Genomic DNA, 22,290 nt, shown 5'->3' on the forward strand with positions numbered 1-22,290 from the left:
CGCCCTCCCAGGCGCTCCCATCCTGAATAAATCGGCTAGCCAGGCGGGTGGGAAATCCGCTTTTCGCTCCGTCGAGCTAGGCCAGCCAAAACCGTTAAGCCTTGCGCTTGATGCTCACCACGTTGGCGCCACCACACTGCGCGTCTATCGAATCGGCCCAGGCTTGCATCATCTCTCGGCGCTGCTCCAGATAGGTGGCGTGGTTGTAGGTGTCGCGGATTTCGTCGTTGTCTCCGTGGGCTAGCTGGCGTTCGATCCAGTCCCGGTTATAGCCGCGCCCGTTCAGTTCGGTGCTCAGCAGATGGCGGAAGCCGTGGCCAGTCTGGCGCCCTTCGTAGCCCATCAGGCGCAGCGCCTTGTTAATCGTGTTTTCAGACATTGGCCGGTCGGGGTTCTGCTGCCCTGCAAACACTAGCGGGTAATCGCCGGTGATTTCCTTGAGCTGGCGCAGGATGGCAACGGCTTGGCGGGGCAGGGGCACCACATGCGGGCGGCGGGCTTTCATGCGCGCTTTCGGAATGGTCCAGGTGGCGCCGTCTAGATCGAACTCCGACCAAGGCGCCTGTCTCAGCTCACCAGGGCGAACGGCTGTCAGCACCAGCAAACGGATGGCGCAGCGGGTCAGGGTGTTGAGCGTGGTCGATTCGATCTTGCCCAGCAGCTCGGGCAATTCGGCAAAAGCAACGTGCGGATGGTGCCGGGTGGCTTTTGGCGGTGCGGCTACCACGTCCAGATCGGTGGCGGGGTTGGCTTCGACTACGCCACTGGCCAGACCGAAGCGGAATATCTGATGTAGCCATTGGCGAATTTTGCCAGCGGCATTCAGCGTGCCCCGCGCTTCGACCTTGCGCACCAGCTCGACCAGATCGGGGCGGGTGATGGCTTTGACCGGGCGGGCACCGATGCCGGGTATAAGGTCGTTTTCCAAATACAGCTTGGCTTTGTAGGCCGTACTTTCTGCCCAGCGCGGCGCGTTGTAGGCATACCACTCCCGCGCCAGCGTCTCGAATGTCACCCCATCGGCCCGCTGCGCTTGTCTGGCGGCTTTTCTCTGCTCGCCGGGGTCGGTGCCCTCGGTTAGCAGCTGGCGGGCCTCGTCGCGCTTCTGGCGGGCTTTCTGGAGCGTGACGGCAGGATAGGTGCCAAGCGCCAGCATCTTTGCTTTGCCGTCGAAGCGGTAGCGATAGCGCCACAGCTTCGAGCCGGTCGGCGCCACTTCCAGGCATAACCCGTTGGCGTCCGTGAGCCGGTATAGCTTTTCCTTCGGCTTGGCGGTGCGGATGGTGGTATCGGATAAGGCCATTGCAATTCCCTCGCAAGCCGCGCCATTCGGGCGCCCCATTGTGTCGCTGTGAGTAGATTTTTAGACCGAACCGGCTCTACTCACGAATCTACGCACAATTGTTTGGGCTTACAAGGGAAGGGTAGGGAAGTGCAGACAACAAAAAACCCGCACTAGGCGGGCTTCTTGTGGGCTTTCGGGTGGTTTTGACACCACCTGAAAACGAAAGGTGGTGCCCAGGGACGGAATCGAACCGCCGACACGGGGATTTTCAATCCCCTGCTCTACCGACTGAGCTACCTGGGCAACGGGGCGCTATTAGACGGATTTGCCGTTTGCCTGTCAAGCGTGGCTTTGAAAATATTTAGTTAGAACGGGCATTTAGCGATATATGCAGGCGCTTTGGTCTCTAGGCGCGACAGCAAACCTTGGCGCTGGCTCTTGCTGCGCCAAGGTTGCGAATACCTTATTCGCTCGGCGGCACGTAGCCTTCGGCCTGGGCGTATTCTTCGCCGGAGAGATATTTGTCCATCTCGGTCTGCAGGAATTTGCGGTCCTCGGCGTTCATCATGTTCAGCCTGCGCTCATTGATCAGCATGGTCTGGTGTTTCTGCCAATCGTCCCAGGCCTTCTTCGAGACGTTTTTGTAGATGTCTTCGCCCTTGGCGCCAGGATAAGGCGGGCGCTCCAGGCCGGGCAGTTCTTCTTTGTACTTGCGGCAATTCACGGTGCGGGTCATGACATCTCTCCTGCGTTCAATTCGGCGGCGGCGCGCTTGAGCAGCGTCTTTACCGGGGCGGCAAGCCCCAGTCGCGGCGGGGTGGCGAGGTTATACCAGAGCCAGTCCGGCTCGGCCACGGCGCCGACTTCTGACGTGACTCTGATCAGCCAGGGCTCGATGGCCAACTGGAAATGACTGAAGGTATGGGTCAGGGTGGGGAGCTCGCGGCGCTGCTGCAATTGCAAGGCGTGACGTGCAGCGAGCGGGTCGAGCGCAGCTAGATCATCCAGCTCCGGCAGGCTCCAGAGTCCGCCCCACAGTCCCGTAGGTGGGCGGCGATAGAGCAGTATGGCGCCCTCATGGTTGGCCAGCAGCGGCATCAGGGTGCGCTTGCGCGGTAATGTCTTGCGCGGCTTGGGCGTCGGAAACTCGGTTTCGCGGCCCAGCAGGTGGGCGCGGCAGCCAGTCTTCAGTGGGCAGAGCAGGCAGCTGGGTTTGCTGCGCGTGCAGAGTGTCGCACCCAGGTCCATCATTGCCTGGGTGTAATGGTTGACTCGTGTTTGTGGGGTCAGCCGCTCGGCCACGTCCCACAGCTGCCGGGCTACCTTTGGCTCGCCTGGATAGCCCTCCAGTGCGGCAAAGCGGGCCAGCACGCGCTTGACGTTGCCGTCCAGAATTGGTGCCCGCAGGCCCATGCTCAGGCTGGCAATGGCGCCGGCAGTGGACCGTCCAATGCCGGGCAGCTCGGCCAGCTGTCCCACGTCCTGCGGAAATTCACCGCCATGCTCGGCAACAACCAGTTTGGCGGTCTTGTGCAGGTTTCGTGCACGGCTGTAGTAACCCAGCCCGGTCCATAGATGCAGAACTTCGTCCTCTGGCGCGCTGGCCAGGGCTTCGACGGTGGGTAGCGCTGCCATGAAGCGGTCGAAGTAGCCGAGCACGGTGCTGACCTGCGTCTGCTGCAGCATGATCTCCGATACCCACACACGGTAGGGCGTGATGCCTTGCTGCCAGGGCAGATCCTTGCGCCCGTGGCGGTCGTACCAGTCGAGAACGGCGACGCTGAACTGCGCGTCGCTCAACGCTTGCTGGGTCATCGATTGAACAGGCCTTTCAGTGCGTCTTTCAATTCGGGACTGACCTTGTCGCCCAGCTTCTCTTCGATGGTCTCGTTGAGCTTGTCTCCGGCGAGCCGGGCGGCGATTTTGCCGAGGCGGTCGTTGTCGAAGCGACAGGCCTTGGCACCCAGTTCGAGCGGACCGCGGCAGCGCAACGGCCATTCGATACCGACATACCGTTCATTGACTGCACAGGCCGGGTCGGGCATGTCGCCCTTGTCACCCTCGATCACGAGGCCGATGCGGTAGTCCATGCCGAGCACGCGCAGGTCAACATCACCCTCGCCGTTCACCGTGAGGCCGGGAATGCTGACCTTCAGGTCGGGGTTGCTGGCGACGCCATTGCGCAGGGTGAGGCTGCCTTTCAGTTCGCGGAATGGCGTGTCCTTGCCGCGCGGCTCGCTGCTCAATGGCTTGCGGTTGAGGGTGGCAATGGCGCGACAAAGCTGCTGCTCGAGGTTGGCGTCGACAAGGATGCCGTTGTCGATGATGAAGCCGATCTTGCCGTTGAGGTTGTCGATCCAGGCTTGCTGGCTGTTGCCCTGGGTGCGGATGTCGCTGTCCAGGTTGAGCAGGCCTTTGATCACCACCTCTTCGCCCTGGCTTTGCAGCAGGCCTTCGATGGGGACGCGGGCCAGGCGGGTCTGGGCGGTAATCAGGGGCACCTGCGGTCGGACATCGAGACTGGCGGAAGCTTCAACTCGACCGTTGTAGAGGCCGCCACGCAACTGCTCCAGCGTCAGCAGTCCGCCCGCAGTGCGCGCTTTAACGGCAAAGTTGTCTACTGGCAGCTTCATTGCAGTGAGGTTGTCGATGCTCAGATTGATGCGCGTGTCCAGATTGCGCAGGGCGCTGACCGGCAGAGCAGTGGTGCTGCTCCATGCCTGCTGGGTTGGTTTGTCTGGCAGCGGCGTGGTGCCACTGCCGATAACTGCCGCTTGGGTAACTTTGACCTCGCTTTGACGCGCAGCACCGGCAGAGTCTTCCTTTGCTGGCGGCGGCAAATAGCGGTCGAGATTCAGCTGGTCCCCGCTCAGGTCGACTCGCAATGCTTGCTTGGCAAAATCACTGAGCGCGATTTGGCCGGTAAAGGTGCTGCCGTCCAGCTTCAGATTGATCTCTTCGAAGGTCAGGCTGGTCGGGGTGCCGGCAAGGCGGGTGACCAGCTCGGCCTTGCCCAGCGCGGTGTTGTCGGCCATGGCCGGGAGCTGTTGGCCGATGCTCTCGAGGAATTCACGCAGGTTGAATTCAGCGATCGACAATGCGCCGGTGATTTTTGGCTGGTCCTGCAGATCACGGGCCTTGAGTTCGCCAAGACCACGCAATTGATTGGCTGTGAACTTGAGGCTGGTCCACTCGGCGATATCGGCAGCCAGGTCGGCCAAAAGCTGGCCCTGGGCGCTGAACGACAGCGTCTTGCCATGCAAGGGTTCGCCAGAGGCCTCGCCGCTCAAGCGCAGATCCTCGAGCTGATAGCGCTGCAGCTTGGTATCGAAGCGCAACGCCCCCTGCAATTCGGTACGCGCGCGCATGACCGGCTTGTTGCTGCCGAAGAAGGCGTTGAGCTTGATTGGAATAGAAGTGGCTTCGCGAATGGCGCCCGTGGTCAGTTCGATGCCTTCAGCGCTGAACTGCTGTCCGGTCTGTGCATCATGGTAGGTCACTCGTGCGTCGCTGATGGTCAGGCTGTCGATGTCCAGTTGCAACGGGCGCTTGGCGTTATCGGCCGTCTGCTCGTCATCCCCAGGCTCGGCCGCTTTTGCGGGTGGCGTTGCGTCTGGCGGTGTTTCGCTAGTGGCCGGGCGGCCCACGCCTTCCCAGTTACCACGTCCCTGCTCGTCGCGGTTAAGTGTCAGGTTCAGCCCATTAAGGGTGATGTCGCTCATCTCCACTTCGCGACTTAGCAACGGCAGTACCCGGACCGACAGCCCCAGCATGCGCAGGTCGGCGAAGGGCTGTTCGGGTGTCTGTACGCTGGCCAGAGTGGTGTCGTGCAGTTCCAGGCCGAGCCAGGGAAACAGGCTCCAGCCGATGTCGCCGGCGATGTTCAGTTCGAGTCCGGCCTTGTCGCGAGCGAGTGTGCGGATCTCGTCTTTGTAGTCGTTAGGGTCGAACAGGTGGGTCAGGGCGAAGCCCAATGCGACGATGAGGAGCAGCAACCCGAGGATTACCAGGCCCAGGATCTTGCCGAGCGCTTTCATGGACAGGTCCTTTGTGTTTGGCATTTCAAAAGCAGCGAGTATAGCGTTACGAACCACGGCTTTTGCCGTGGCTGGCGTTGGAGTGGTTACCTGCGCCTGGGTTCCTGTGTGCGATGGCGGTGCTGCCAGACGCTATGACAGTCGGGGGAGAAACGTTGGCAGGGCTTATATCGCGTCCAGCGGGAGATGTGCCCGTGCGGCCAATGCTTGAGCCTCCAGCTGGTCTGCCGGTGCCGCCAGGTGCAGATCCTGCCCGGCTTCACTGGCCAGACGCCGACTTTCTTCGAGGATGCGTGCACCTACGCCCCGACGGCGAGTGAGCTTACGTACGCACAAGTGCGACAGACGCCAGTTGGGCGAGCCTCGTTGCAACAGGGCGGCACCGAGCAGCCGGTCATTGAAACGACCCGCGATCAGGCTGTGGTCGGCCAGCCCGGCCTCGATCAGGGCTGTGGCATCTGTGTATGGCGTCAGGAGCCAGGCTGGGGCGTCGGCGAAGATTTTCGCCAGATCGATACGGTCCTGCTGGCTGGGCTCGGTTACGACTTCAACGAAAACGGGCATGTTGACCTGGCTGTTGTGGTGAGTGACGGAAAGGATAACCGTGCCGGCTCTGCGACGCACGACAGCGCAGCCGATAGGCCGGCCGGTGAGTCGTTGAGCGGTCAGCCTCTGTGCTGCTTGATCAGCCAGCCGGCAGTTTGCAGCAGCCGAGCCGCTGGGCGCGTATCGACGAGGGTAGGTTTGGGCCTATAATGCGGCTCATTTTTCGCCCCACGATCAGCGGAGCTGTTGATGTCCGAACGTACGGCTTGCGTAGAGCGCAACACCCTGGAAACCCAGGTCAAGGCCACCATCAACCTGGACGGCACCGGCAAGAGCCGCTTTGCCATCGGCGTGCCGTTTCTCGAGCATATGCTCGACCAGATCGCCCGCCACGGTTTGATCGATCTGGACATCGAATGCCAGGGCGATTTGCACATTGATGACCACCACACCGTCGAAGACGTTGGCATCACCCTCGGCCAGGCATTCGCCAAAGCTGTTGGCGACAAGAAAGGCATGACCCGTTACGGGCATTCCTACGTGCCATTGGATGAAGCGCTGTCGCGCGTGGTGATCGACTTTTCCGGGCGTCCGGGTCTGCAGATGCATGTCCCCTACACCCGCGCCAGCGTGGGCGGCTTCGATGTCGATCTGTTTCAGGAATTCTTCCAGGGCTTCGTTAACCACGCCTTGGTGACCCTGCACATCGACAACCTGCGTGGGCACAACACCCACCACCAGATCGAGACCGTGTTCAAGGCGTTCGGCCGCGCGCTGCGCATGGCGGTGACGCTGGATGAGCGCATGGCCGGGCAGATGCCGTCGACCAAAGGTTGCCTGTAATGCAGACCGTCGCAGTCATCGATTACGGCATGGGCAACCTGCATTCGGTCGCCAAGGCGCTCGAGCATGTGGGTGCCGGCCGGGTGCTTATTACCAGCGATGCCCAGGTCATTCGCGAAGCCGATCGCGTGGTGTTTCCCGGCGTCGGCGCGATTCGCGATTGCATGGCTGAAATCCGCCGGCTGGGCTTTGACGAGCTGGTACGTGAAGTCAGCGTCGATCGGCCGTTCCTCGGCATCTGCGTGGGTATGCAGGCACTGATGGAGCGCAGCGAAGAGAACGGCGGCGTCGATTGCATTGGCCTGTTTCCCGGTCAGGTGCGTTTCTTCGGCAAGGATCTGGAAGAAGACGGCGAGCGCCTCAAGGTGCCGCACATGGGCTGGAACCAGGTCGAGCAGGCTGTCAGCCATCCGCTCTGGCACAACATACCCGCCGATGGCCGCTTCTATTTCGTGCACAGCTACTACATTGAGGCCGGTAATCCGCGCCAGGTGGTTGGCCGTGGCCATTACGGCCAAGATTTCGCCGCCGCGCTGGCCGACGGTTCGCGCTTTGCCGTGCAGTTTCATCCCGAGAAGAGCCATACCCACGGCTTGCAGCTGCTGCAGAACTTCGCTGCCTGGGATGGCCGCTGGTAATGAGCCGGGCGAAGCTCAAGGCGCCGGTCTTGGCACTGGATTCAGCTCAGGAACAGGCCGCACAGCAGATCATCAAGCGCTTTCTGGAAGACCGCTTCGAGTTGGAACTGGGTTCATTCGAGGCGCAGGAAGTGCTCGATCTGTTCGCTCGCGAGATCGCTCCGCTGTATTACAACAAGGCGATCTTCGACGTGCAGACGCACCTGAAAGAGCGCTTCGAAAGCATCGAAAGCGACCTGTGGGCGCTCGAGAAAAACTAGCGGCAGCGGCAGGCTTCTGCTGACGTTGCCAGAAATAGATACGCAGGCATGCTCGCCGCTATCGGCTTGCAGCTTGCCGCTCGTTTGACGAAGGAAAAAGCATGCTGATCATTCCCGCCATCGATCTCAAGGACGGCGCCTGTGTGCGTCTGCGTCAGGGCCTGATGGACGACGCCACGGTGTTCTCCGACGACCCGGTGGCCATGGCCGCCAAATGGGTCGAGGCCGGCTGCCGTCGCCTGCATCTGGTCGATCTCAACGGCGCCTTCGAAGGCCAGCCGGTCAATGGTGAAGTGGTCACCGCAATCGCCAAGCGCTATCCCGACCTGCCGATCCAGATCGGTGGCGGCATCCGCTCGCTGGAAACCATCGAGCACTACGTTCGCGCTGGCGTCAGCTACGTGATCATCGGCACCAAGGCGGTCAAGCAGCCGGAATTCGTCGGCGAAGCCTGCCGCGCCTTCCCGGGCAAGGTGATCGTCGGCCTGGATGCAAAAGACGGCTTTGTCGCCACCGACGGCTGGGCTGAGGTCAGCAGTGTTCAGGCTGTCGACCTGGCGCGACGCTTCGAGGCTGATGGCGTCTCGGCAATCGTCTACACGGACATCGCCAAGGACGGCATGATGCAGGGCTGCAACGTCGAAGCCACTGTGGCGCTGGCCAATGCCAGTCGCATCCCGGTGATCGCCTCTGGCGGCATTCACAACATCGGTGACATCCAGAAGCTGCTCGACACCAACACGCGCGGGATTGTCGGCGCAATTACCGGTCGTGCGATCTATGAGGGCACGCTCGATGTTGCCGAGGCGCAGGCGCTCTGCGATCTGAAGTACAAGGACGAATAAGCCGTAGGGCGGACAAAGCTTCGCTTGTCCGCCGTGCATCCGGTGACCCGGTGGACAACGCTGCGCGGTTGTCCACCCTACGAGAGAGATCGACCATGGCCTTGGCCAAACGCATCATTCCCTGCCTCGACGTGGACAACGGCCGCGTGGTCAAGGGCGTCCAGTTTGAAAACATCCGCGATGCCGGTGATCCGGTGGAGATCGCCCGTCGCTACGACGAACAGGGCGCTGACGAGATCACCTTCCTCGATATCACTGCCAGCGTCGACAACCGCGACACCACGCTGCATACGGTCGAGCGCATGGCTAGCCAGGTGTTCATTCCGCTGACCGTCGGCGGCGGTGTGCGCTCGGTGCAGGATATTCGCAACCTGCTCAACGCCGGCGCCGACAAGGTCTCGATCAACACCGCCGCGGTGTTCACGCCGGAGTTCGTCGGTGAAGCGGCCGATCGGTTCGGCTCGCAGTGCATTGTCGTTGCCATCGATGCCAAGCGGGTTTCCAAGCCGGGCGAAACCCCGCGTTGGGAGATCTTTACTCACGGTGGGCGCAAGCCGACCGGGCTCGACGCCGTGCTGTGGGCGCAGAAGATGGAAGCGCTGGGCGCTGGCGAAATCCTCCTGACCAGCATGGACCAGGACGGCGTCAAGAGTGGCTACGACCTGGGTGTGACTCGGGCGATCAGCGAAGCGGTGCATATTCCGGTGATCGCCTCTGGTGGCGTCGGCAATCTGCAGCATCTGGCCGATGGCGTTCTGCAAGGCAAGGCCGATGCGGTGCTGGCCGCAAGCATCTTCCATTTCGGCGAGTACACCGTGCCGGAAGCCAAGGCCTATATGGCCAGCTGCGGCATCGTGATGCGCTGATCGGCGCGTACCGGACTGCTCGAAGCTGCACTTACAACATACAAGGACACAGCCGCGACATACCGCGGCTGCCGCATCAGGGAACCCCGCCATGTTCAAAAACACATTGTTGTCGCTGGCCGCCAGCCTGTCGCTGATCACTTCTGCTGCGCACTCCGCGCCGGAACCAATCAATCTGCTCACCGAAAATTTCCCGCCCTACAACATGGCAGTCGACGGCAAGAATTTTGCGCGCGACGAAAACATTACGGGTATCGCCGCCGACATCGTCCGCGAAATGTTCAAGCGTGCCGGTGTGGAGTACACGCTGACGCTGCGTTTCCCCTGGGAGCGGATTTACAAGATGGCTCTGGAGATGCCAGGGTACGGCGTATTCGTCACTGCTCGGTTGCCGGAGCGGGAAGAGCTCTTCAAGTGGGTGGGGCCGATCGGTCCGGACGACTGGGTGCTGTTGGCGAGGGGCGACAGCACGATCGAAGTCAGCAGTCTCGAGCAGGCCAGCCAGTACCGCATTGGCGCCTACAAGGGTGATGCGATTGCCGAACACCTCGCGGCACAGGGGTTGGAGCCGTCGCTGGTCCTGCGCGACCAAACCAACGTGGACAAGCTCCAGGGCGGCACGATCGACCTCTGGGCCACCGGTGATCCGGCTGGGCGCTACCTGGCCAAGCAGCAAGGCGTAAACGGCCTAAAGCGGGTGCTCAAGTTCGACAGTGCGGAGCTCTACCTGGCGCTCAACAAAGGTGTCCCTGATGAGACCGTAGCCAGGCTGCAGGCCACGCTGGAGCAGATGCGCGCTGACGGCACGCTAGACAGTATCCAAGGTCGCTATCTGTAAGCGGTCTGTTCCGATTCGTAGCGTAGTTGTACCACAGCGCCCCGTTTCGGAACGCTATGCTGAGTCTCCTCAGCGAGCACGGGGGAGTCTCCTTCCGTTTCGCCCGTCGCGCAGCTGTAAGGGCCTGGGGTGATGGCAATATGATGCTCAAGTTTGTGCGGTTCGTCCCATTTCGGCCGTAGCCACGCTACGCCTGGATCGCAAGTTGCTAAACATTAGAGGTGCGAAACACGCAAGGGCTCTGCTAGTCAGTTGTCAGCGTTGTGTCGCCTGTGGATGTTTTGCATACGGGGGAGGGTGCGATGAGACGAATTCTAGCGGCCGGGCTATTGCTGGTAATGGCAGTCTCGGCCAGGGCAGCACTGCCTGAAGACTACAAGGTGGTGCTACTGACCGAGAATTTCCCGCCGTTCAATATGGCAGCGGACGGCAAGAACTATGCAGCAGACCACAACATCAGCGGGATCAATGCCGAGATCGTGCGCGAGATGTTCAAGCGTGCCGAGATTGATTACAGCCTGACGCTGCGTTTCCCCTGGGAGCGCATCTACAACCAGGTCCTGGAGCATCCCGATCAGGGACTGTTTCTACCACCTATACACCTGAGCGTGAGCCGCTGTTCAAATGGGTCGGCCCGCTGGCCAGTACCGGATGGGTGCTGCTGGCCCCGGCAGGCAGCCCGATGCGGCTGAGCTCGCTTGAGCAGGCCAAGCAGTACCAGGTCGGCGCCTACAAGAACGACGCGGTTAGCCAGCACTTGGAAAGCAAGGGTTTCGAGCCGATCAACTCACTGCGCGACCAGGAAAACATCGGCAAGCTGCCCAAGGGGCAGATAGATCTCTGGGCGACAACCGACCCGGTCGGGCCCTACCTGGCGAAGCAGGAGGGGGTGAGCGGTCTGACCACGGTGTTGCGTTTCAACGACGCGCAGTTGTTTCTTGCGCTGAACAAAGAGACGCCGGATGAAGTCGTCTCAAGATTGCAGAAAGCGCTGAATGAGATGAAGAGTGATGGCGCCATCGACGCCATCATGCGTCGCTATCTCTGACCTGTCCTCATCGATACAGGCCGTTTGCGCCATGGGCGGTCATGGCGCGATTGCCTCGAGTGGCGATCATCTGGCCGAGGTCCACCCAGTCGATACCCTGAGCAGCCAGCTTCGGCAGCTCCCGCTCCAACAGGGCGAGCGTTGCCGGGTGTGGGTGACCGATCACCACCACTGAACCCTGCCTGCGAGCGAGCTGTACGGCGGCGCGAAACTGCGCAGCCACGGCTTCGGGGCTGGGGTCGTCATCGAGAAAAATGTCACGAGAAAGACTCGCCAGGCCGATGCGTTGCGCAGTCGCAGCTGCAACGGTAGCGGCATTGGTACGGCTGTCGAGAAAGAACAGGTGGCGTTGTTGCAGCTCGCGCATGAGCGAGGCCATGGGCTCTTGGCGGTCGGTCATCTGGCTGCCCATGTGATTGTTAACACCGCTGGCATGCGGCACCTTTGCGAGGGCATCGTTCAGCCGCCGGTCGAGCTCCGCTGCAGGCAGCTGCGGTTGCCAAGCGTATGGCCCATCAGCAGGGGCCATGGGCAGGTGCAACATGACGGTCTTGCCTGCCGCGTTAGCTCGCTCCGCCAGCTCTGTGGCATGCCGAGTGTCAGGCAGAATCGCCAAGCCCACAGGGCCAGGCAAGGCCAGAACGCGTGCATCGCGCGCCGCGTTCTGGCCTAGGTCATCCATGACCAATGCCAGTTTGGGCATTCGCGAAACGGATGCCAGATCGACGGCATCGCCGTTGTCATGGGGCGCGATATCCGTTGCGCCAACAGCCGCAAGCGGAACCAATACTCCCAACAGCAAAACTAAAACCCTGGGCATCAACTACTGGCCGCGGGTGAGGTTCAACCCCTTGAGCAGATTCAGCGCCTGACCGAGTTGGTAGTCCTCATCCTGAGGGCGTGGAGATTCACTGACGATCGGCGCCGTTGTGGGCCGGTCCTCGCCCCCGTTGCCATTGCCAAGGTGCCCGGCCAGATCGGCCTCGCGAATGCCTTCCGCAGATTGTTCACGCGTCAGTTTGGCGCGGGTGACCCGAATATCCGGCTCGATTCCCTGGGCCTGGATGGAGCGACCATTAGGCGTGTAATAAAGCGCAGTGGTGAGCTTCAGAGCTCGGTCGTTATTCAGCGGAAGTACCGTCTGCACCGAGCCTTTACCAAAGCTGTCGGTCCCCATGACCACGCCACGTTTCTGATCCTGCAAGGCGCCGGCCACGATTTCCGACGCCGAGGCGCTGCCTCCATTGATCAGCACGACCAGCGAAACGCCTTCGCTGGCGTCGGCCGCGTCTGCGTTGAAGCGCAATTCGGAGTTGGCGATACGGCCCTTGGTATAGACGATCAGTCCGTCAGTCAGGAAATGGTCGGATACCTCCACTGCCGCTTGGAGCACCCCTCCGGGATTGTTGCGCAGATCGAGCACCAGTCCGTTGAGCTTCTTGCCATTTTCCTTGCGCAATCGTGCCAGGGCCTTACCCACTTCCTCGCCAGTATTGATCTGGAATTGCGTGACGCGCAGGTAGCCATAGCCCGACTCAAGCAGCTGACTCTTGACGCTGTTTACCTTGATCACGGCGCGGGTGAGCTTGACCGTAAAAGGCTTGCCGCCCTCGCGCACCAGCGAAAGCGATATGTCGCTGCCGGGTTTGCCGCGCATCATGCCCACCGCATCCATCATCGACATCCCCTTGGTCGGCTTGCCGTCGATCTTGATGATCAGATCGCCCGCTTCGATGCCGGCCTTGGACGCCGGGGTATCGTCGATCGGCGATACCACCTTGATGAAGCCGTCTTCGATCCCGACTTCGACGCCCAGGCCGCCGAACTCCCCGCTGGTGCTCTCCTGAAGTTCGGCGAATGCATCGGGTTCAAGGTAGGCGGAATGGGGGTCGAGGTTGCTGAGCATGCCCTTGATGGCATTCTCCAACAGTGTTTTGTCGTCGACCGGCTCCACGTATGCGGCCTTGATCCGGTCCAGTACTTCGGCAAAAGTCCGCAGTTCTTCCAGTGGCAGAGGCGCTTTTTGCGTCGCGGTGTTCAACTGGAGCGGTTCTGGGGCGATCTCCGGGGGCGATTGCTGCGCCAAGGCGCTACCGTGCATCCCTAGCATGATGGTCAGGGCCAGGGTGGTGGGTTGGGCAAAACGGCACAGGTGCAGCATGTCTGACTCCAGTTGTGAGGGGCGCGCTAAGGCCTGATTGGCCTATCCCTGAGCGCGACACCATTGTGCCGGATCGCTCGGGCGACCCTGTTGGCGAATGGCGAAATACAGTGCGGCAGCCTCTTGCCCGCCACTGGTTCCTACGGTGGCAATTGGGTCGCCTGCCTTGACGATGTCTCCTGCATCACGCAGCAGACTCTGATTGTGTCCATAAAGGCTGAGATAACCGTTGCCGTGATCGAGGATCACCAGCAGGCCGGCACCACGCAACCAATCGGCGAAGACCACGCGGCCTCCATGCACAGCTCGGACTTGAGTGCCAACGTCAGCGCCAATCAGCACGCCGTCCCACTTGGTTCGAGCATCGCCGCCGCGCGGAGTGCCGTAGCGTGCCACCAATCTTCCGTCTACCGGCCAGGGCAGCTTGCCCTTGGCCTTGGCGAAAGGACCGCCAAAATTTCCGCCCGCACTTGAGACGAGCGGGCCGGACGGTGCTGGGCTAGGGCGGCCGGCCTGCTGTTGACGCGCCTGCTCTTGTTCGCGCTCGCGGGCCATGGCCAGTTCACGTTGGCGCGCTTGTTCGGCTTCCCGCGCCTGGCGCGCAAGGGTTTCTTCAATGGTCTTGAGTACGCGCTCCAGCTGCGCCTGCTCCTGCTTGCGTGCTTTGAGCTTCTGGTCGCGGCTGGACAGGTCCTTATCGAGTTTGGCCAGCGCCAATTGGCGCTCCTCACGGACCTCGGCCAGTTGCGCTCGCCGTTGTTTGAGGCCGTCCTGCTGCTCGGCCAGCGTGGCCTGCTGCTTCTCAATACCGGCTTCGACGCCGGCCAGCTGACGCAGCGTTTCATTGAAGCTTTCGAGCTGCTCGAAGCGGGCTTTGCTGAGGTAGTCGTAGTAGGTCAGGGTGCGGCTGAATTTTTCCGGATTCTGCTGGTTGAGTAGCAGCTTCAGGTATTCCTCACGACCGCTCTGATAAGCCGCGCGTGCCTGTATGCCGATCAGACGCTGTTGTTCGATACGGGCGCCTTCAAGCGTGGCTTTCTCGTCATTGAGGCGTTCCAACTCGGCCTCGCTGCGATCGATTTCCTGTTGCAAGGAGTCGACCTGTTTCTCCAGCTGGCCCATTTCGCTTTCGGTCGTCTGCAGTTGCTTCTGGACCGCGGATTTCTCCTGTTCGATCTGTTTGAGTAGCTTCTGCAATTCCGCGACGTCCTGGCGTGCCGCTTCGATCTGCTTGCGCGCATCCGCGCGCTCGTCCGCAATGGCTGAGCCAAGCAGGCAGAACAGTGCGAACACGAGAAATATACGGGACATGAGAGGGCGTAACCGAGAGTTCAACGACCGTCGTAGTATGCCTAAAAAAGCACGGGCAGGCTGCACGCCATCTGCTACAGATGACGTGGGCGATAACCGGTACGCCTTTGCCGGCGTATCGGTGCTTGTCTCGTGGCGTTTAGTAGCTAGAGCGATTCAGCTCAGCTCGACAATTGAGCGTCCGGTCATCTCTGGGGGTACCGACATGCCCAGCAGCGTCAGCATGGTCGGTGCCACATCGGCGAGCACGCCGCCTTCGCGGATGGTCAGGTTGCGCTTGCCCACATAGATGAAGGGTACCGGCTCGCACGTATGAGCTGTGTGTGCCTGTCCGGTCATCACGTCTTCCATCTGCTCGACGTTGCCGTGATCGGCGGTGATCAGCGCTTCGCCGCCGACCTTGTCCAGCGCTTCGACGATCCGTCCAACACACTTGTCCAGGCATTCCACGGCCTTGACCGCGGCCTCGAAAACACCGGTATGGCCAACCATGTCACCGTTGGCGTAGTTGACGATGATCACATCAAATCGCTGGTTCTCGATGGCATCGACGATGCGATCGGTCACCTCTGGCGCGCTCATTTCCGGCTGCATGTCGTAGGTGGCGACCTGCGGAGAGGGAATCAAGATGCGCTCTTCGCCGGCAAAGGGTTCCTCGCGGCCGCCCGAGAAGAAGAAGGTGACGTGAGCGTACTTCTCTGTCTCGGCGATACGTAGCTGGGTCTTGCCATTGTTCGCCAGGTATTCACCGAGCACGTTCGTCAGGCCTTCCGGAGCAAAGGCGCTTGGCGCCGGGATGCTCGCGGCATATTGGGTCAGCATGACGAAGCCAGCCAGCGCCGGCACACGGGCGCGCTGGAATTCGTTGAAGCCAGGCTCGACAAAGCAGCGGGTCAATTCACGTGCGCGATCGGCTCGGAAGTTCATGAACACCACGGCATCACCGTCCTCCACGCGGACTGGCTCGCCAATGGTGGTGGCCTTGACGAACTCATCGCTCTCGCCGCGCTCGTAGGCGGCAATCAAACCGTCAACTGCATAGTCGGCGCGGTGTTCGGCCTTGCCGTCGACGATCAGGCTGTACGCCTGTTCGACCCGGTCCCAGCGGTTGTCGCGATCCATGGCGAAGTAGCGGCCGATCAGGCTTGCGACGCGACCCTTACCCAGTCGGGTAAAGGTTGCCTGCATCAGTTCGATTGAGTGCTGTGCGCTTTTCGGTGGCGTGTCGCGGCCGTCGAGGAATGCATGCAGGTAGATTTTCTCGGCGCCGCGCTTGGCGGCCAGTTCCGCCATCGCGACCAAGTGGTCCTGGTGACTGTGGACGCCACCGTCGGAAAGCAAGCCGAGGATATGTACCGCTTTGCCTGCACCCACGGCTTTGTCCACTGCGGTGCAAATGGTCGGGTTTTCGAAAAACTCGCCGTCGCGGATGGATTTAGTGACCCGCGTGAAGTCTTGGTACACAACTCGGCCTGCACCCAGATTCATGTGGCCGACTTCGGAGTTGCCCATCTGGCCGTCCGGCAAACCGACATCCATGCCGCTGCCTGAAATCAAGCCGTGCGGTTGGCTGGCCAGCAGGCGGTCATAGACTGGCTTGTTGGCGGCGTGGATGGCATTGAATTCGGGACTGTCACTGTGTCCGAAGCCGTCGAGGATCATCAATACCAAGGGTTTGGGCGCGGCGGGCATGTGTCGGGCTCCTTGCACAGGTCGCGAAAAAAGGCGGCCAGTCTAATAGTTGGCCGGTTAGGCGTCACGATCCGCAGGGTTCAGCACGGTGGGGGGGCTGTGTATACTGGCCCGCATTTTATCCCCCGGGTACCCTTTAGATGGTCGCTAACCTGATTGAATTTGTCTCTAATCACTATGTTCTGGTCAGCATCTTTCTGGTGTTGCTGATTCTTCTTGCCATCACCGAGGCACGCAAGGGTGGCAAGAGCCTGAGCAACCGCGAACTGACCGGCCTGGTCAACCGCGATGAAGGCGTGGTGTTGGACGTGCGCGCGAAGAAGGAGTTCGACGCCGGCCATATCGTCGATTCATTGAACATTCCCCACGAGAAGCTGGTCAGCCGACTGGGCGAGCTGGAAAAGCACAAGGGCAAGACGATTATCGTCGTCGATGCCATGGGCCAGCACGCCGGAACGGCTTGCCGTGAGCTGCAGAAGGCGGGCTTAACTGCCGCGAAACTGTCCGGAGGAATTTCCAGCTGGCGCGGCGAAAATCTGCCAGTGGTTAAATAACTATGTCGAAAGTCGTCATGTACACCACCGCCTGGTGCCCGTTCTGTATCAGGGCCAAGAGCCTGCTTGATCGCAAAGGCGTCAGCTACGAAGAAATTCCTGTCGACGGTAAGCCTGCGTTGCGCTCGGAAATGGCGGCGAAGGCTGGAAGAACTTCTGTCCCGCAGATATGGATTGGTGACGAGCACGTCGGTGGCTGCGACGAGCTGCACGCGTTGGAGCGGGCAGGCCGCCTGGATGCGATGCTCCAGGCGTGAATCGATAAAAACGGCCTGTCGGTAACGGATGAGAATTCCGCTACGGGCGGCGCGACTCAAATACGACATGCACAGCGAGAAGGCTTCACATGACTGAACAAGCAAACAACGGTGCCGCCGCAGGTCAGGAAGAGCAGGGCGCGCAGTTTTCCCTGCAGCGGATCTACGTCCGTGACCTCTCTTTCGAAGCCCCAAAGAGTCCGGAAATCTTCCGCCAGGAATGGAATCCGAGCGTTGCGCTGGATCTGAACACCAAGCAGAAATCGCTGGAAGGTGATTTCCATGAGGTCGTCCTGACGCTTTCCGTAACGGTCAAAACCGGAGAGGAAGTGGCCTTCATTGCTGAAGTGCAGCAGGCGGGTATCTTCTTGATCAAGGGTCTCGAAGCGCAGGCCATGAGCCACACGCTTGGCGCGTTTTGCCCGAATATCCTGTTCCCCTATGCGCGGGAAACACTCGACAGCCTGGTCACGCGCGGCTCATTCCCTGCGCTGATGTTGGCGCCAGTGAACTTCGATGCGCTCTACGCCCAGGAAATGGCCCGCATGCAGCAGGGCGGCGAGACTCCAGCTACCGCGCATTGATTCGGCGGCTGCCGCTCGTTGCACACGGCTGTGGGCAACGAGCGAATCCTCTTTAGCGGACCTTCACGACCAGCTTACCCACTGCCTTGCGCTGCCCCAGCGTATTGATTGCATCGGCTGCCTGCTCCAGAGCAAATGTCTGTGACACCAGTGGCTTCAGCTTGCCCTCGGCGTGCCATGCGAACAGCTGCTTGAAGTTCGCCGCATTGTCGTGTGGCTGCCGTTGGGCAAAAGAACCCCAGAACACACCCACAAGCGAGGCGCCTTTCAGAAGTGGCAGGTTAGCAGGAAGCGAGGGGATATCTCCTGCTGCGAAACCGACCACCAGCATTCGACCATTCCAGGCGATGCTACGAAACGCTTCCTCGAACAGTGCGCCGCCAACCGGGTCGTAGATGACGTCGACGCCCTGGCCAGCAGTAAGCTCTTTCAGCTTTTCCTTGAGACTGGTTTCGCTGTAGTTGATGAGTTCGTCGGCTCCTGCTTTTTTTGCTACTTCCAGCTTCTCGGCAGTCGAGGCGGCGGCAATGACCTTTGCCCCCATTGCCTTGCCGATCTCTACGGCAGCCAGGCCGACCCCGCCGGACGCGCCGAGGACCAGCAAGGTTTCGCCCGGCTGCAGATTGGCGCGCTGCTTCAGTGCATGCATCGAGGTGCCGTAGGTCATGCTGAAAGCCGCGGCGGTCTCGAAATCCATCTCCTGAGGAATCGGCAATACGTTGTGCCCAGGTACCGCGACCTGTTCGGCGAAACTGCCCCAGCCGGTCAGGCCCATGACGCGGTCACCAACCTTCAGGTGCGTAATCTTTTCGCCGACGGCCGCGACCACCCCGGCCGCCTCGCCGCCGGGTGAAAACGGAAATGGTGGCTTGAACTGATACTTGCCCTCGATGATCAGTGTGTCTGGGAAGTTGACGCCCGCTGCGTGCACATCGAGCAGCACGTCGCCCTTCTTGATCTGAGGGCTGTCGCACTCTTCTACGACGAGATTTTCGGCCGGGCCGAATGCTTTGCACAGGACAGCTTTCATCGAGTTTCCTTTTATTGTCGTATCTGGACTGATGGCACTCATGGCCTGGGTTGTGTCCGGTCAGTCTAGAAGGCTGCTCGGTCGACGCAACGAGCATGTTCGGCTCTGATGGCAATTCATAAGGCTGGGCTTGGGTCCGTGCGTATCACTGGGTATGCTGGCGCCAATAGCCCTAGGAGCAGTCCTGTGAAACGCATCATTCTTCTCTGTCTGGCCCTGGGCCTCGCGCTGCCCGTATTCGCCAACTCCCCCGAGCCCGAAGAGGGTGCAGCTTCAAAGACCATTTACTACGGGCTGGTACCCGCGTTGGTCGGCAACTATGGTTCCGACGGTAAGCTCAAGTACTACAAGGCAGATATCGCGCTGCGAGTGACCGGTAGCGAAGCCGAAGCCAAGGTCAAGCACCATGAGCCGCTCATTCGGAATCAGCTGGTCATACTGTTTTCCCAGCAAACGGACGCCAGCCTTGGCTCGGTCGAAGCCAAGGAAGCGTTACGTCAGGAAGCGCTAAAACAGGTGCAGGCGGTGTTGACGCAAGAAGAAGGCAAGCCCTTGGTCGACGACCTGCTGTTCAACAATCTGATCATTCAGTAGTCGTGGTTCTAGGGGCGGCTTGTTGACTCAACGGAGTGAAAGCACGGCCTGCCATTCCGTCTCGGTAACAGGCATGACCGAGAGCCGACTACCTTTCTTGACGAGCGGCATCTGCGAAAGCGCCGGCTGCGCCTTCAGTTGAGGCAGCGTCAACGTCACCGGAAAACGCTCGACGAAGCCTACGTCCACAGCATCCCAGGGGTTTTTGGACGTAGTTGCCTTTGCATCGTAATACGCGCTATCGGTATCCAGTGCAGTTGGGTCCTGATAAGCGCTGCGGGTGATTTTTCCGATGCCGGCGATACCCGGTACTGCGCAGCTGGAGTGATAGAAGAAGAACAGGTCCCCTTCGATCATGTTTCGTAGGAAGTTGCGCGCTTGATAATTGCGCACGCCGTCCCAACGACCGGTTCCGAGTTGCTGTAGGTTTGCGATTGAAAACTCATCGGGTTCGGACTTCATGAGCCAGTACGGCATGGTCTTTGCTCGCTGCTATCTGCATCTTGGGTTCTCAAGCGAAACTCCCCGACAACCGGTCGCAACGCCTGTTTGCGCAGCATCGGTGCATAGCGGAGAATGCCGCGCTTGAGGTTGGCATTGTCGAGTCTGAAAAACTAAAACGATACTGACTCGAATGAAACTATTCGCCTGGCAGGGGGAGGCGAAAACTATGAAACGCAAGCCAGATATTCTTTGGATATTGGTGCTGATCTTTGGCCTCGGTGTCGTCACTACCGGCTATACACAGGGTCTTTGGGAGCAATCAGGAGATTCGTCTTCGATGGTTCCGATCAGTCACTCTCAGCAGCTTCAACGCTGATCGAGTCCGCCGCATGGATGCGGCTAGCGATACCCTCCGCGTCACCCGCCTCATCCCCCGTACCAGCTCTGGTCCGTCACGGTAGCCTGCAAGCTCACATCCCAGGGTTCTAGCGGTAGTCGGTCCACCTTCTGACACTCATGTGCGAGCCCAAGAAGTGTCGGTTTGTGACCATTTTTGCGCCTGCCGCGGTAGGCCAGGCTTCGGTCATAAAAGCCGCCGCCCATGCCCAGGCGTCCGCCGTGCTCGTCGAACCCGACCAAAGGCATCAATATCAGATCGAGTGTCCAGATACGCCGTTGCCGGTTTGGGCGAAACGCGGGTTCTGCGATGCCAAAGCGATTCGGCCTCAGACGCTCGTTCGGCATGATCCGTTGAAACACCATGCGCGTCCGCGGCCAAGCGTTGAGCACTGGCAGATAGGTCGCCTTGCCGCGACGCTGTGCTTCAAGCATTAACGGGCGGGGGTCGATCTCGCCGTCGTTGGGCAGATAAAAGGCGATATGGCGAGCGCGACGAAACGCCGGGTGCTGGGCAAGTTGACGGTAGAGTTCTCGTGCTGCCAGCCGTTGCTGGGTCGGAGACAGTTGGCGGCGCGCCTGGCGCAGTTGACGTCGCAGCGCCGGGCGAGAAAGGTCTTTGGCTACGATCATGAGATGAGGCTCCCCAGCATGCCGCTGCCCGCGTAGGCCCTTGAACCCGAGAGTTCAAGGTGGCGACTACAGAGTACCTTAAGGCTTTCCGTCAGGCGGACATGCACACCGGCACTACGTGTAGCCTCCATGGTGTTGCTTATCGGGAGAGGGTCATCGCAGACTGGCGAACATGCCAGGGAGTGGGCGGGATTATAACGCAATCTGGCTTCCGTTCATCAGTTGCCGGTAGGGTTTGGATCGGCGGCTAAAGCGCTGTCGACTCTTTCCAGCAAAGAGCGAACATGCTCGCGGGCACTGTTGGCTTCGGCGTCCAGGCGGTCATGCTTGTGCAGCAGCTCATGTGTGATGTTCAGCGCTGCCATGACCGCAACGCGGTCGGCGCCAATGACTTTGCCGCTGCTGCGAATCTCGCGCATCTTGCGGTCCAGATAATGGGCGGCGCCTTCGAGATTGCTACGCTCTTCGGGCGGGCAAGAAATGCAATATTCCTTGTCCATGATGTGCACGGTAACGGTGTTCGGCTGGGTCATGAGTCCTGCTCCAGAGCTTTCAGGCGCGAAATCATTGATTCGACCTTCACGCGGGCCATTTCGTTCTTTTCAATCAGATGAGCGCGCTCCTCGCGCCACCCCTGCTCACTCTGGCGCAGGAGACGATTCTGCGCCTTGAGTTGCTCGGTGCGCTGAATCAGCTGCTCCAGCTTGGCGGTCAGCAATTGCAGGTCGGCGTCTTCCATGGGATTCCCGGGTCAATGGCGCGAGCGCTGGGTGGGCCGGCTTCGATGGTCTTGGCTCGTGTGCCGATGCTAGGATACAAGGCCTTCATTCTAGACATTAGCGCCTCTGCGCGCCTAGCTGCCAATGCCCATTCAGAACTCGCCTTACGCTGCTTTCGCTACATTGTTGGCCAGCAGTGCCCAACCCGTCACACCCGCCGAGCTGCACGGTCTGTTGCTCGGGCGCAGCTGCGCCGGCGCTGGCTTCGACGCCGAATCCTGGCTGATCGATGCTGTCGAGCTGCTGGGTGCCGAACCCGACGAGCCGGTGCGCCAAGCACTCATCGGACTGCAGGAGATGGTCAAAGGCGAACTCGCCGGCGATGACATTGCCATTGTCCTGCTGCTGCCCTCCGATGATGCACCGCTTGCCGAGCGCGCGCTCGCACTGGGGCAGTGGTGCCAGAGCTTTCTGGCCGGCTTCGGGCTGGTTGCCGGTGACCGTGCGCTGAGTGGCGAGGCCGTCGAAGTTTTACAGGACTTGGCGGCCATCGCCCAGATTCAGGATTCGCTGGACGAGTCCGAGGACGGCGAAAGCGACTACATGGAAGTCATGGAATACCTGCGCGTTGCGCCCTTGCTGTTATTCACCGAGTGCGCAAAACCCGTACCGCCGACACCCAAGCCCTCCCTGCATTGAGGACCGCCTG

General features: G+C 60.6%; 26 protein-coding genes, 1 tRNA gene, 1 other RNA gene and 1 pseudogene. 13 read left to right on the top strand and 16 right to left on the bottom strand.

The genetic code is table 11. From position 1 onward, the window contains the following. Positions 1–94 precede the first annotated feature (94 nt). The 6 genes from CXK96_RS11320 to CXK96_RS11345 all read right to left on the bottom strand — a co-directional run bounded on the left by CXK96_RS11320 (position 95) and on the right by CXK96_RS11345 (position 5,886). Positions 95–1,303, bottom strand: coding sequence for a tyrosine-type recombinase/integrase (locus CXK96_RS11320; RefSeq protein WP_102836560.1), 1,209 nt, complete (start codon positions 1,301–1,303; stop codon positions 95–97). Between the two features lie 209 nt (positions 1,304–1,512). After that, positions 1,513–1,588: transfer RNA gene (locus CXK96_RS11325), tRNA-Phe, on the bottom strand. A 160-nt stretch (positions 1,589–1,748) separates the two neighbouring features. Then, positions 1,749–2,021 carry an oxidative damage protection protein gene (locus CXK96_RS11330; protein ID WP_102836561.1) on the bottom strand — a complete coding sequence of 91 codons (273 nt, stop codon included), beginning with the start codon at positions 2,019–2,021 and terminating at the stop codon, positions 1,749–1,751. Continuing rightward, complete coding sequence (gene mutY, locus CXK96_RS11335) at positions 2,018–3,085, bottom strand: A/G-specific adenine glycosylase (RefSeq protein ID WP_102836779.1); 1,068 nt, start codon at positions 3,083–3,085, stop codon at positions 2,018–2,020. The genes CXK96_RS11330 and mutY overlap by 4 nt, the downstream gene beginning before the upstream one ends. A gap of 11 nt (positions 3,086–3,096) precedes the next feature. Beyond that, complete coding sequence (locus tag CXK96_RS11340) at positions 3,097–5,322, bottom strand: AsmA family protein (protein ID WP_102836562.1); 2,226 nt, start codon at positions 5,320–5,322, stop codon at positions 3,097–3,099. A gap of 165 nt (positions 5,323–5,487) precedes the next feature. Next, entirely contained in the window at positions 5,488–5,886 is a 399-nt protein-coding gene (locus tag CXK96_RS11345; protein WP_102836563.1) for an acetyl-CoA sensor PanZ family protein, read from the bottom strand. Positions 5,887–6,117: 231 nt separating this feature from the next. Between CXK96_RS11345 and hisB the strand changes: the two genes are divergently transcribed. The 7 genes and pseudogenes from hisB to CXK96_RS11380 all read left to right on the top strand — a co-directional run bounded on the left by hisB (position 6,118) and on the right by CXK96_RS11380 (position 11,206). Beyond that, positions 6,118–6,711 carry an imidazoleglycerol-phosphate dehydratase HisB gene (gene hisB, locus CXK96_RS11350; protein ID WP_102836564.1) on the top strand — a complete coding sequence of 198 codons (594 nt, stop codon included), beginning with the start codon at positions 6,118–6,120 and terminating at the stop codon, positions 6,709–6,711. After that, entirely contained in the window at positions 6,711–7,349 is a 639-nt protein-coding gene (gene hisH / locus CXK96_RS11355) for an imidazole glycerol phosphate synthase subunit HisH (RefSeq protein WP_102836565.1), read from the top strand. The genes hisB and hisH overlap by 1 nt, the downstream gene beginning before the upstream one ends. Continuing rightward, positions 7,349–7,609 (top strand): DUF2164 domain-containing protein, encoded by a 261-nt coding sequence (locus CXK96_RS11360; RefSeq protein WP_102836566.1) that lies wholly within the window; start codon positions 7,349–7,351, stop codon positions 7,607–7,609. The genes hisH and CXK96_RS11360 overlap by 1 nt, the downstream gene beginning before the upstream one ends. 101 nt (positions 7,610–7,710) lie before the next feature. After that, positions 7,711–8,454, top strand: a complete 744-nt coding sequence (gene hisA / locus CXK96_RS11365) for a 1-(5-phosphoribosyl)-5-[(5-phosphoribosylamino)methylideneamino]imidazole-4-carboxamide isomerase (protein WP_102836567.1) — start codon at positions 7,711–7,713, stop codon at positions 8,452–8,454. Positions 8,455–8,549: 95 nt separating this feature from the next. After that, the gene (gene hisF / locus CXK96_RS11370) at positions 8,550–9,320 is read left to right on the top strand and encodes an imidazole glycerol phosphate synthase subunit HisF (RefSeq protein WP_046161518.1); all 771 of its coding nucleotides are present in this window, start codon (positions 8,550–8,552) and stop codon (positions 9,318–9,320) included. A gap of 91 nt (positions 9,321–9,411) precedes the next feature. Then, positions 9,412–10,158 carry a substrate-binding periplasmic protein gene (locus CXK96_RS11375; RefSeq protein WP_102836568.1) on the top strand — a complete coding sequence of 249 codons (747 nt, stop codon included), beginning with the start codon at positions 9,412–9,414 and terminating at the stop codon, positions 10,156–10,158. A 302-nt stretch (positions 10,159–10,460) separates the two neighbouring features. Further along, positions 10,461–11,206: pseudogene (locus CXK96_RS11380) on the top strand (substrate-binding periplasmic protein). 7 nt (positions 11,207–11,213) lie between these two features. Here the strand turns inward: CXK96_RS11380 and CXK96_RS11385 are convergent. The 4 genes from CXK96_RS11385 to gpmI form a co-directional block, all read right to left on the bottom strand. Further along, positions 11,214–12,026: a divergent polysaccharide deacetylase family protein gene (locus CXK96_RS11385; protein ID WP_180981517.1), complete on the bottom strand. Its 813-nt coding sequence runs from the start codon at positions 12,024–12,026 to the stop codon at positions 11,214–11,216. A gap of 3 nt (positions 12,027–12,029) precedes the next feature. After that, entirely contained in the window at positions 12,030–13,367 is a 1,338-nt protein-coding gene (locus CXK96_RS11390; protein ID WP_102836569.1) for a S41 family peptidase, read from the bottom strand. A 42-nt stretch (positions 13,368–13,409) separates the two neighbouring features. Then, positions 13,410–14,678: a murein hydrolase activator EnvC family protein gene (locus CXK96_RS11395; protein ID WP_102836570.1), complete on the bottom strand. Its 1,269-nt coding sequence runs from the start codon at positions 14,676–14,678 to the stop codon at positions 13,410–13,412. 156 nt (positions 14,679–14,834) lie between these two features. Further along, the gene (gene gpmI / locus CXK96_RS11400; protein ID WP_102836571.1) at positions 14,835–16,370 is read right to left on the bottom strand and encodes a 2,3-bisphosphoglycerate-independent phosphoglycerate mutase; all 1,536 of its coding nucleotides are present in this window, start codon (positions 16,368–16,370) and stop codon (positions 14,835–14,837) included. 140 nt (positions 16,371–16,510) lie between these two features. Here gpmI and CXK96_RS11405 point away from each other — a divergent pair, with 140 nt between their 5' ends. The 3 genes from CXK96_RS11405 (at position 16,511) to secB (ending at position 17,765) form a co-directional block, all read left to right on the top strand. Then, positions 16,511–16,924: a rhodanese-like domain-containing protein gene (locus CXK96_RS11405; RefSeq protein WP_102836572.1), complete on the top strand. Its 414-nt coding sequence runs from the start codon at positions 16,511–16,513 to the stop codon at positions 16,922–16,924. A gap of 2 nt (positions 16,925–16,926) precedes the next feature. Next, the gene (gene grxC / locus CXK96_RS11410) at positions 16,927–17,181 is read left to right on the top strand and encodes a glutaredoxin 3 (RefSeq protein ID WP_045423478.1); all 255 of its coding nucleotides are present in this window, start codon (positions 16,927–16,929) and stop codon (positions 17,179–17,181) included. 89 nt (positions 17,182–17,270) lie between these two features. After that, a complete protein-coding gene (gene secB, locus CXK96_RS11415) occupies positions 17,271–17,765 on the top strand; it encodes a protein-export chaperone SecB (RefSeq protein ID WP_102836573.1) in 495 nt (164 codons plus the stop codon). A gap of 52 nt (positions 17,766–17,817) precedes the next feature. Here the strand turns inward: secB and CXK96_RS11420 are convergent, their stop codons facing one another. Further along, positions 17,818–18,795: an NADPH:quinone oxidoreductase family protein gene (locus CXK96_RS11420; protein ID WP_045423482.1), complete on the bottom strand. Its 978-nt coding sequence runs from the start codon at positions 18,793–18,795 to the stop codon at positions 17,818–17,820. 186 nt (positions 18,796–18,981) lie between these two features. On the opposite strand from CXK96_RS11420, the gene CXK96_RS11425 reads away from it, so the two are divergent. Then, positions 18,982–19,389 (top strand): flagellar basal body-associated protein FliL, encoded by a 408-nt coding sequence (locus CXK96_RS11425; protein ID WP_102836574.1) that lies wholly within the window; start codon positions 18,982–18,984, stop codon positions 19,387–19,389. Between the two features lie 27 nt (positions 19,390–19,416). Here CXK96_RS11425 and CXK96_RS11430 read toward each other — a convergent pair whose 3' ends face one another. Next, on the bottom strand, positions 19,417–19,866 hold the full coding sequence (locus CXK96_RS11430) for an EVE domain-containing protein (RefSeq protein ID WP_102836575.1): 450 nt from the start codon (positions 19,864–19,866) through the stop codon (positions 19,417–19,419). Positions 19,867–20,023: 157 nt separating this feature from the next. On the opposite strand from CXK96_RS11430, the gene CXK96_RS11435 reads away from it, so the two are divergent. Next, on the top strand, positions 20,024–20,209 hold the full coding sequence (locus CXK96_RS11435; protein ID WP_045423487.1) for a hypothetical protein: 186 nt from the start codon (positions 20,024–20,026) through the stop codon (positions 20,207–20,209). Between the two features lie 50 nt (positions 20,210–20,259). On the opposite strand, the gene CXK96_RS11440 is transcribed toward CXK96_RS11435, so the two are convergent. The 4 genes from CXK96_RS11440 to CXK96_RS11455 all read right to left on the bottom strand — a co-directional run bounded on the left by CXK96_RS11440 (position 20,260) and on the right by CXK96_RS11455 (position 21,601). Continuing rightward, entirely contained in the window at positions 20,260–20,862 is a 603-nt protein-coding gene (locus CXK96_RS11440) for a 5-formyltetrahydrofolate cyclo-ligase (protein WP_102836576.1), read from the bottom strand. Positions 20,863–20,868: 6 nt separating this feature from the next. Then, a non-coding RNA gene (gene ssrS, locus CXK96_RS11445) (6S RNA) lies at positions 20,869–21,047 on the bottom strand. A 33-nt stretch (positions 21,048–21,080) separates the two neighbouring features. Then, the gene (locus CXK96_RS11450) at positions 21,081–21,395 is read right to left on the bottom strand and encodes a cell division protein ZapA (protein WP_046161525.1); all 315 of its coding nucleotides are present in this window, start codon (positions 21,393–21,395) and stop codon (positions 21,081–21,083) included. Further along, positions 21,392–21,601, bottom strand: a complete 210-nt coding sequence (locus CXK96_RS11455) for a TIGR02449 family protein (RefSeq protein ID WP_102836577.1) — start codon at positions 21,599–21,601, stop codon at positions 21,392–21,394. Before CXK96_RS11455 ends, CXK96_RS11450 begins: the two co-directional genes overlap by 4 nt. A gap of 124 nt (positions 21,602–21,725) precedes the next feature. Between CXK96_RS11455 and CXK96_RS11460 the strand changes: the two genes are divergently transcribed. Then, a complete protein-coding gene (locus CXK96_RS11460; RefSeq protein WP_102836578.1) occupies positions 21,726–22,280 on the top strand; it encodes a YecA family protein in 555 nt (184 codons plus the stop codon). Positions 22,281–22,290 lie beyond the last annotated feature (10 nt).

This window comes from Stutzerimonas stutzeri (assembly GCF_002890895.1).
Lineage (GTDB): Bacteria > Pseudomonadota > Gammaproteobacteria > Pseudomonadales > Pseudomonadaceae > Stutzerimonas > Stutzerimonas stutzeri_AB.

What these genes read in the sequence shown, in the direction of transcription:
- CXK96_RS11320 (WP_102836560.1), bottom strand. Translation starts at nt 1,303, where the DNA reads ATGGCCTTATCCGATACCACCATCCGCACCGCCAAGCCGAAGGAAAAG.
- CXK96_RS11330 (WP_102836561.1), bottom strand. Translation starts at nt 2,021, where the DNA reads ATGACCCGCACCGTGAATTGCCGCAAGTACAAAGAAGAACTGCCCGGC.
- CXK96_RS11340 (WP_102836562.1), bottom strand. Translation starts at nt 5,322, where the DNA reads ATGAAAGCGCTCGGCAAGATCCTGGGCCTGGTAATCCTCGGGTTGCTG.
- CXK96_RS11345 (WP_102836563.1), bottom strand. Translation starts at nt 5,886, where the DNA reads ATGCCCGTTTTCGTTGAAGTCGTAACCGAGCCCAGCCAGCAGGACCGT.
- hisB (WP_102836564.1), top strand. Translation starts at nt 6,118, where the DNA reads ATGTCCGAACGTACGGCTTGCGTAGAGCGCAACACCCTGGAAACCCAG.
- hisH (WP_102836565.1), top strand. Translation starts at nt 6,711, where the DNA reads ATGCAGACCGTCGCAGTCATCGATTACGGCATGGGCAACCTGCATTCG.
- CXK96_RS11360 (WP_102836566.1), top strand. Translation starts at nt 7,349, where the DNA reads ATGAGCCGGGCGAAGCTCAAGGCGCCGGTCTTGGCACTGGATTCAGCT.
- hisA (WP_102836567.1), top strand. Translation starts at nt 7,711, where the DNA reads ATGCTGATCATTCCCGCCATCGATCTCAAGGACGGCGCCTGTGTGCGT.
- hisF (WP_046161518.1), top strand. Translation starts at nt 8,550, where the DNA reads ATGGCCTTGGCCAAACGCATCATTCCCTGCCTCGACGTGGACAACGGC.
- CXK96_RS11375 (WP_102836568.1), top strand. Translation starts at nt 9,412, where the DNA reads ATGTTCAAAAACACATTGTTGTCGCTGGCCGCCAGCCTGTCGCTGATC.
- CXK96_RS11385 (WP_180981517.1), bottom strand. Translation starts at nt 12,026, where the DNA reads ATGCCCAGGGTTTTAGTTTTGCTGTTGGGAGTATTGGTTCCGCTTGCG.
- CXK96_RS11390 (WP_102836569.1), bottom strand. Translation starts at nt 13,367, where the DNA reads ATGCTGCACCTGTGCCGTTTTGCCCAACCCACCACCCTGGCCCTGACC.
- CXK96_RS11395 (WP_102836570.1), bottom strand. Translation starts at nt 14,678, where the DNA reads ATGTCCCGTATATTTCTCGTGTTCGCACTGTTCTGCCTGCTTGGCTCA.
- gpmI (WP_102836571.1), bottom strand. Translation starts at nt 16,370, where the DNA reads ATGCCCGCCGCGCCCAAACCCTTGGTATTGATGATCCTCGACGGCTTC.
- CXK96_RS11405 (WP_102836572.1), top strand. Translation starts at nt 16,511, where the DNA reads ATGGTCGCTAACCTGATTGAATTTGTCTCTAATCACTATGTTCTGGTC.
- grxC (WP_045423478.1), top strand. Translation starts at nt 16,927, where the DNA reads ATGTCGAAAGTCGTCATGTACACCACCGCCTGGTGCCCGTTCTGTATC.
- secB (WP_102836573.1), top strand. Translation starts at nt 17,271, where the DNA reads ATGACTGAACAAGCAAACAACGGTGCCGCCGCAGGTCAGGAAGAGCAG.
- CXK96_RS11420 (WP_045423482.1), bottom strand. Translation starts at nt 18,795, where the DNA reads ATGAAAGCTGTCCTGTGCAAAGCATTCGGCCCGGCCGAAAATCTCGTC.
- CXK96_RS11430 (WP_102836575.1), bottom strand. Translation starts at nt 19,866, where the DNA reads ATGCCGTACTGGCTCATGAAGTCCGAACCCGATGAGTTTTCAATCGCA.
- CXK96_RS11435 (WP_045423487.1), top strand. Translation starts at nt 20,024, where the DNA reads ATGAAACTATTCGCCTGGCAGGGGGAGGCGAAAACTATGAAACGCAAG.
- CXK96_RS11440 (WP_102836576.1), bottom strand. Translation starts at nt 20,862, where the DNA reads ATGATCGTAGCCAAAGACCTTTCTCGCCCGGCGCTGCGACGTCAACTG.
- CXK96_RS11450 (WP_046161525.1), bottom strand. Translation starts at nt 21,395, where the DNA reads ATGACCCAGCCGAACACCGTTACCGTGCACATCATGGACAAGGAATAT.
- CXK96_RS11455 (WP_102836577.1), bottom strand. Translation starts at nt 21,601, where the DNA reads ATGGAAGACGCCGACCTGCAATTGCTGACCGCCAAGCTGGAGCAGCTG.
- CXK96_RS11460 (WP_102836578.1), top strand. Translation starts at nt 21,726, where the DNA reads ATGCCCATTCAGAACTCGCCTTACGCTGCTTTCGCTACATTGTTGGCC.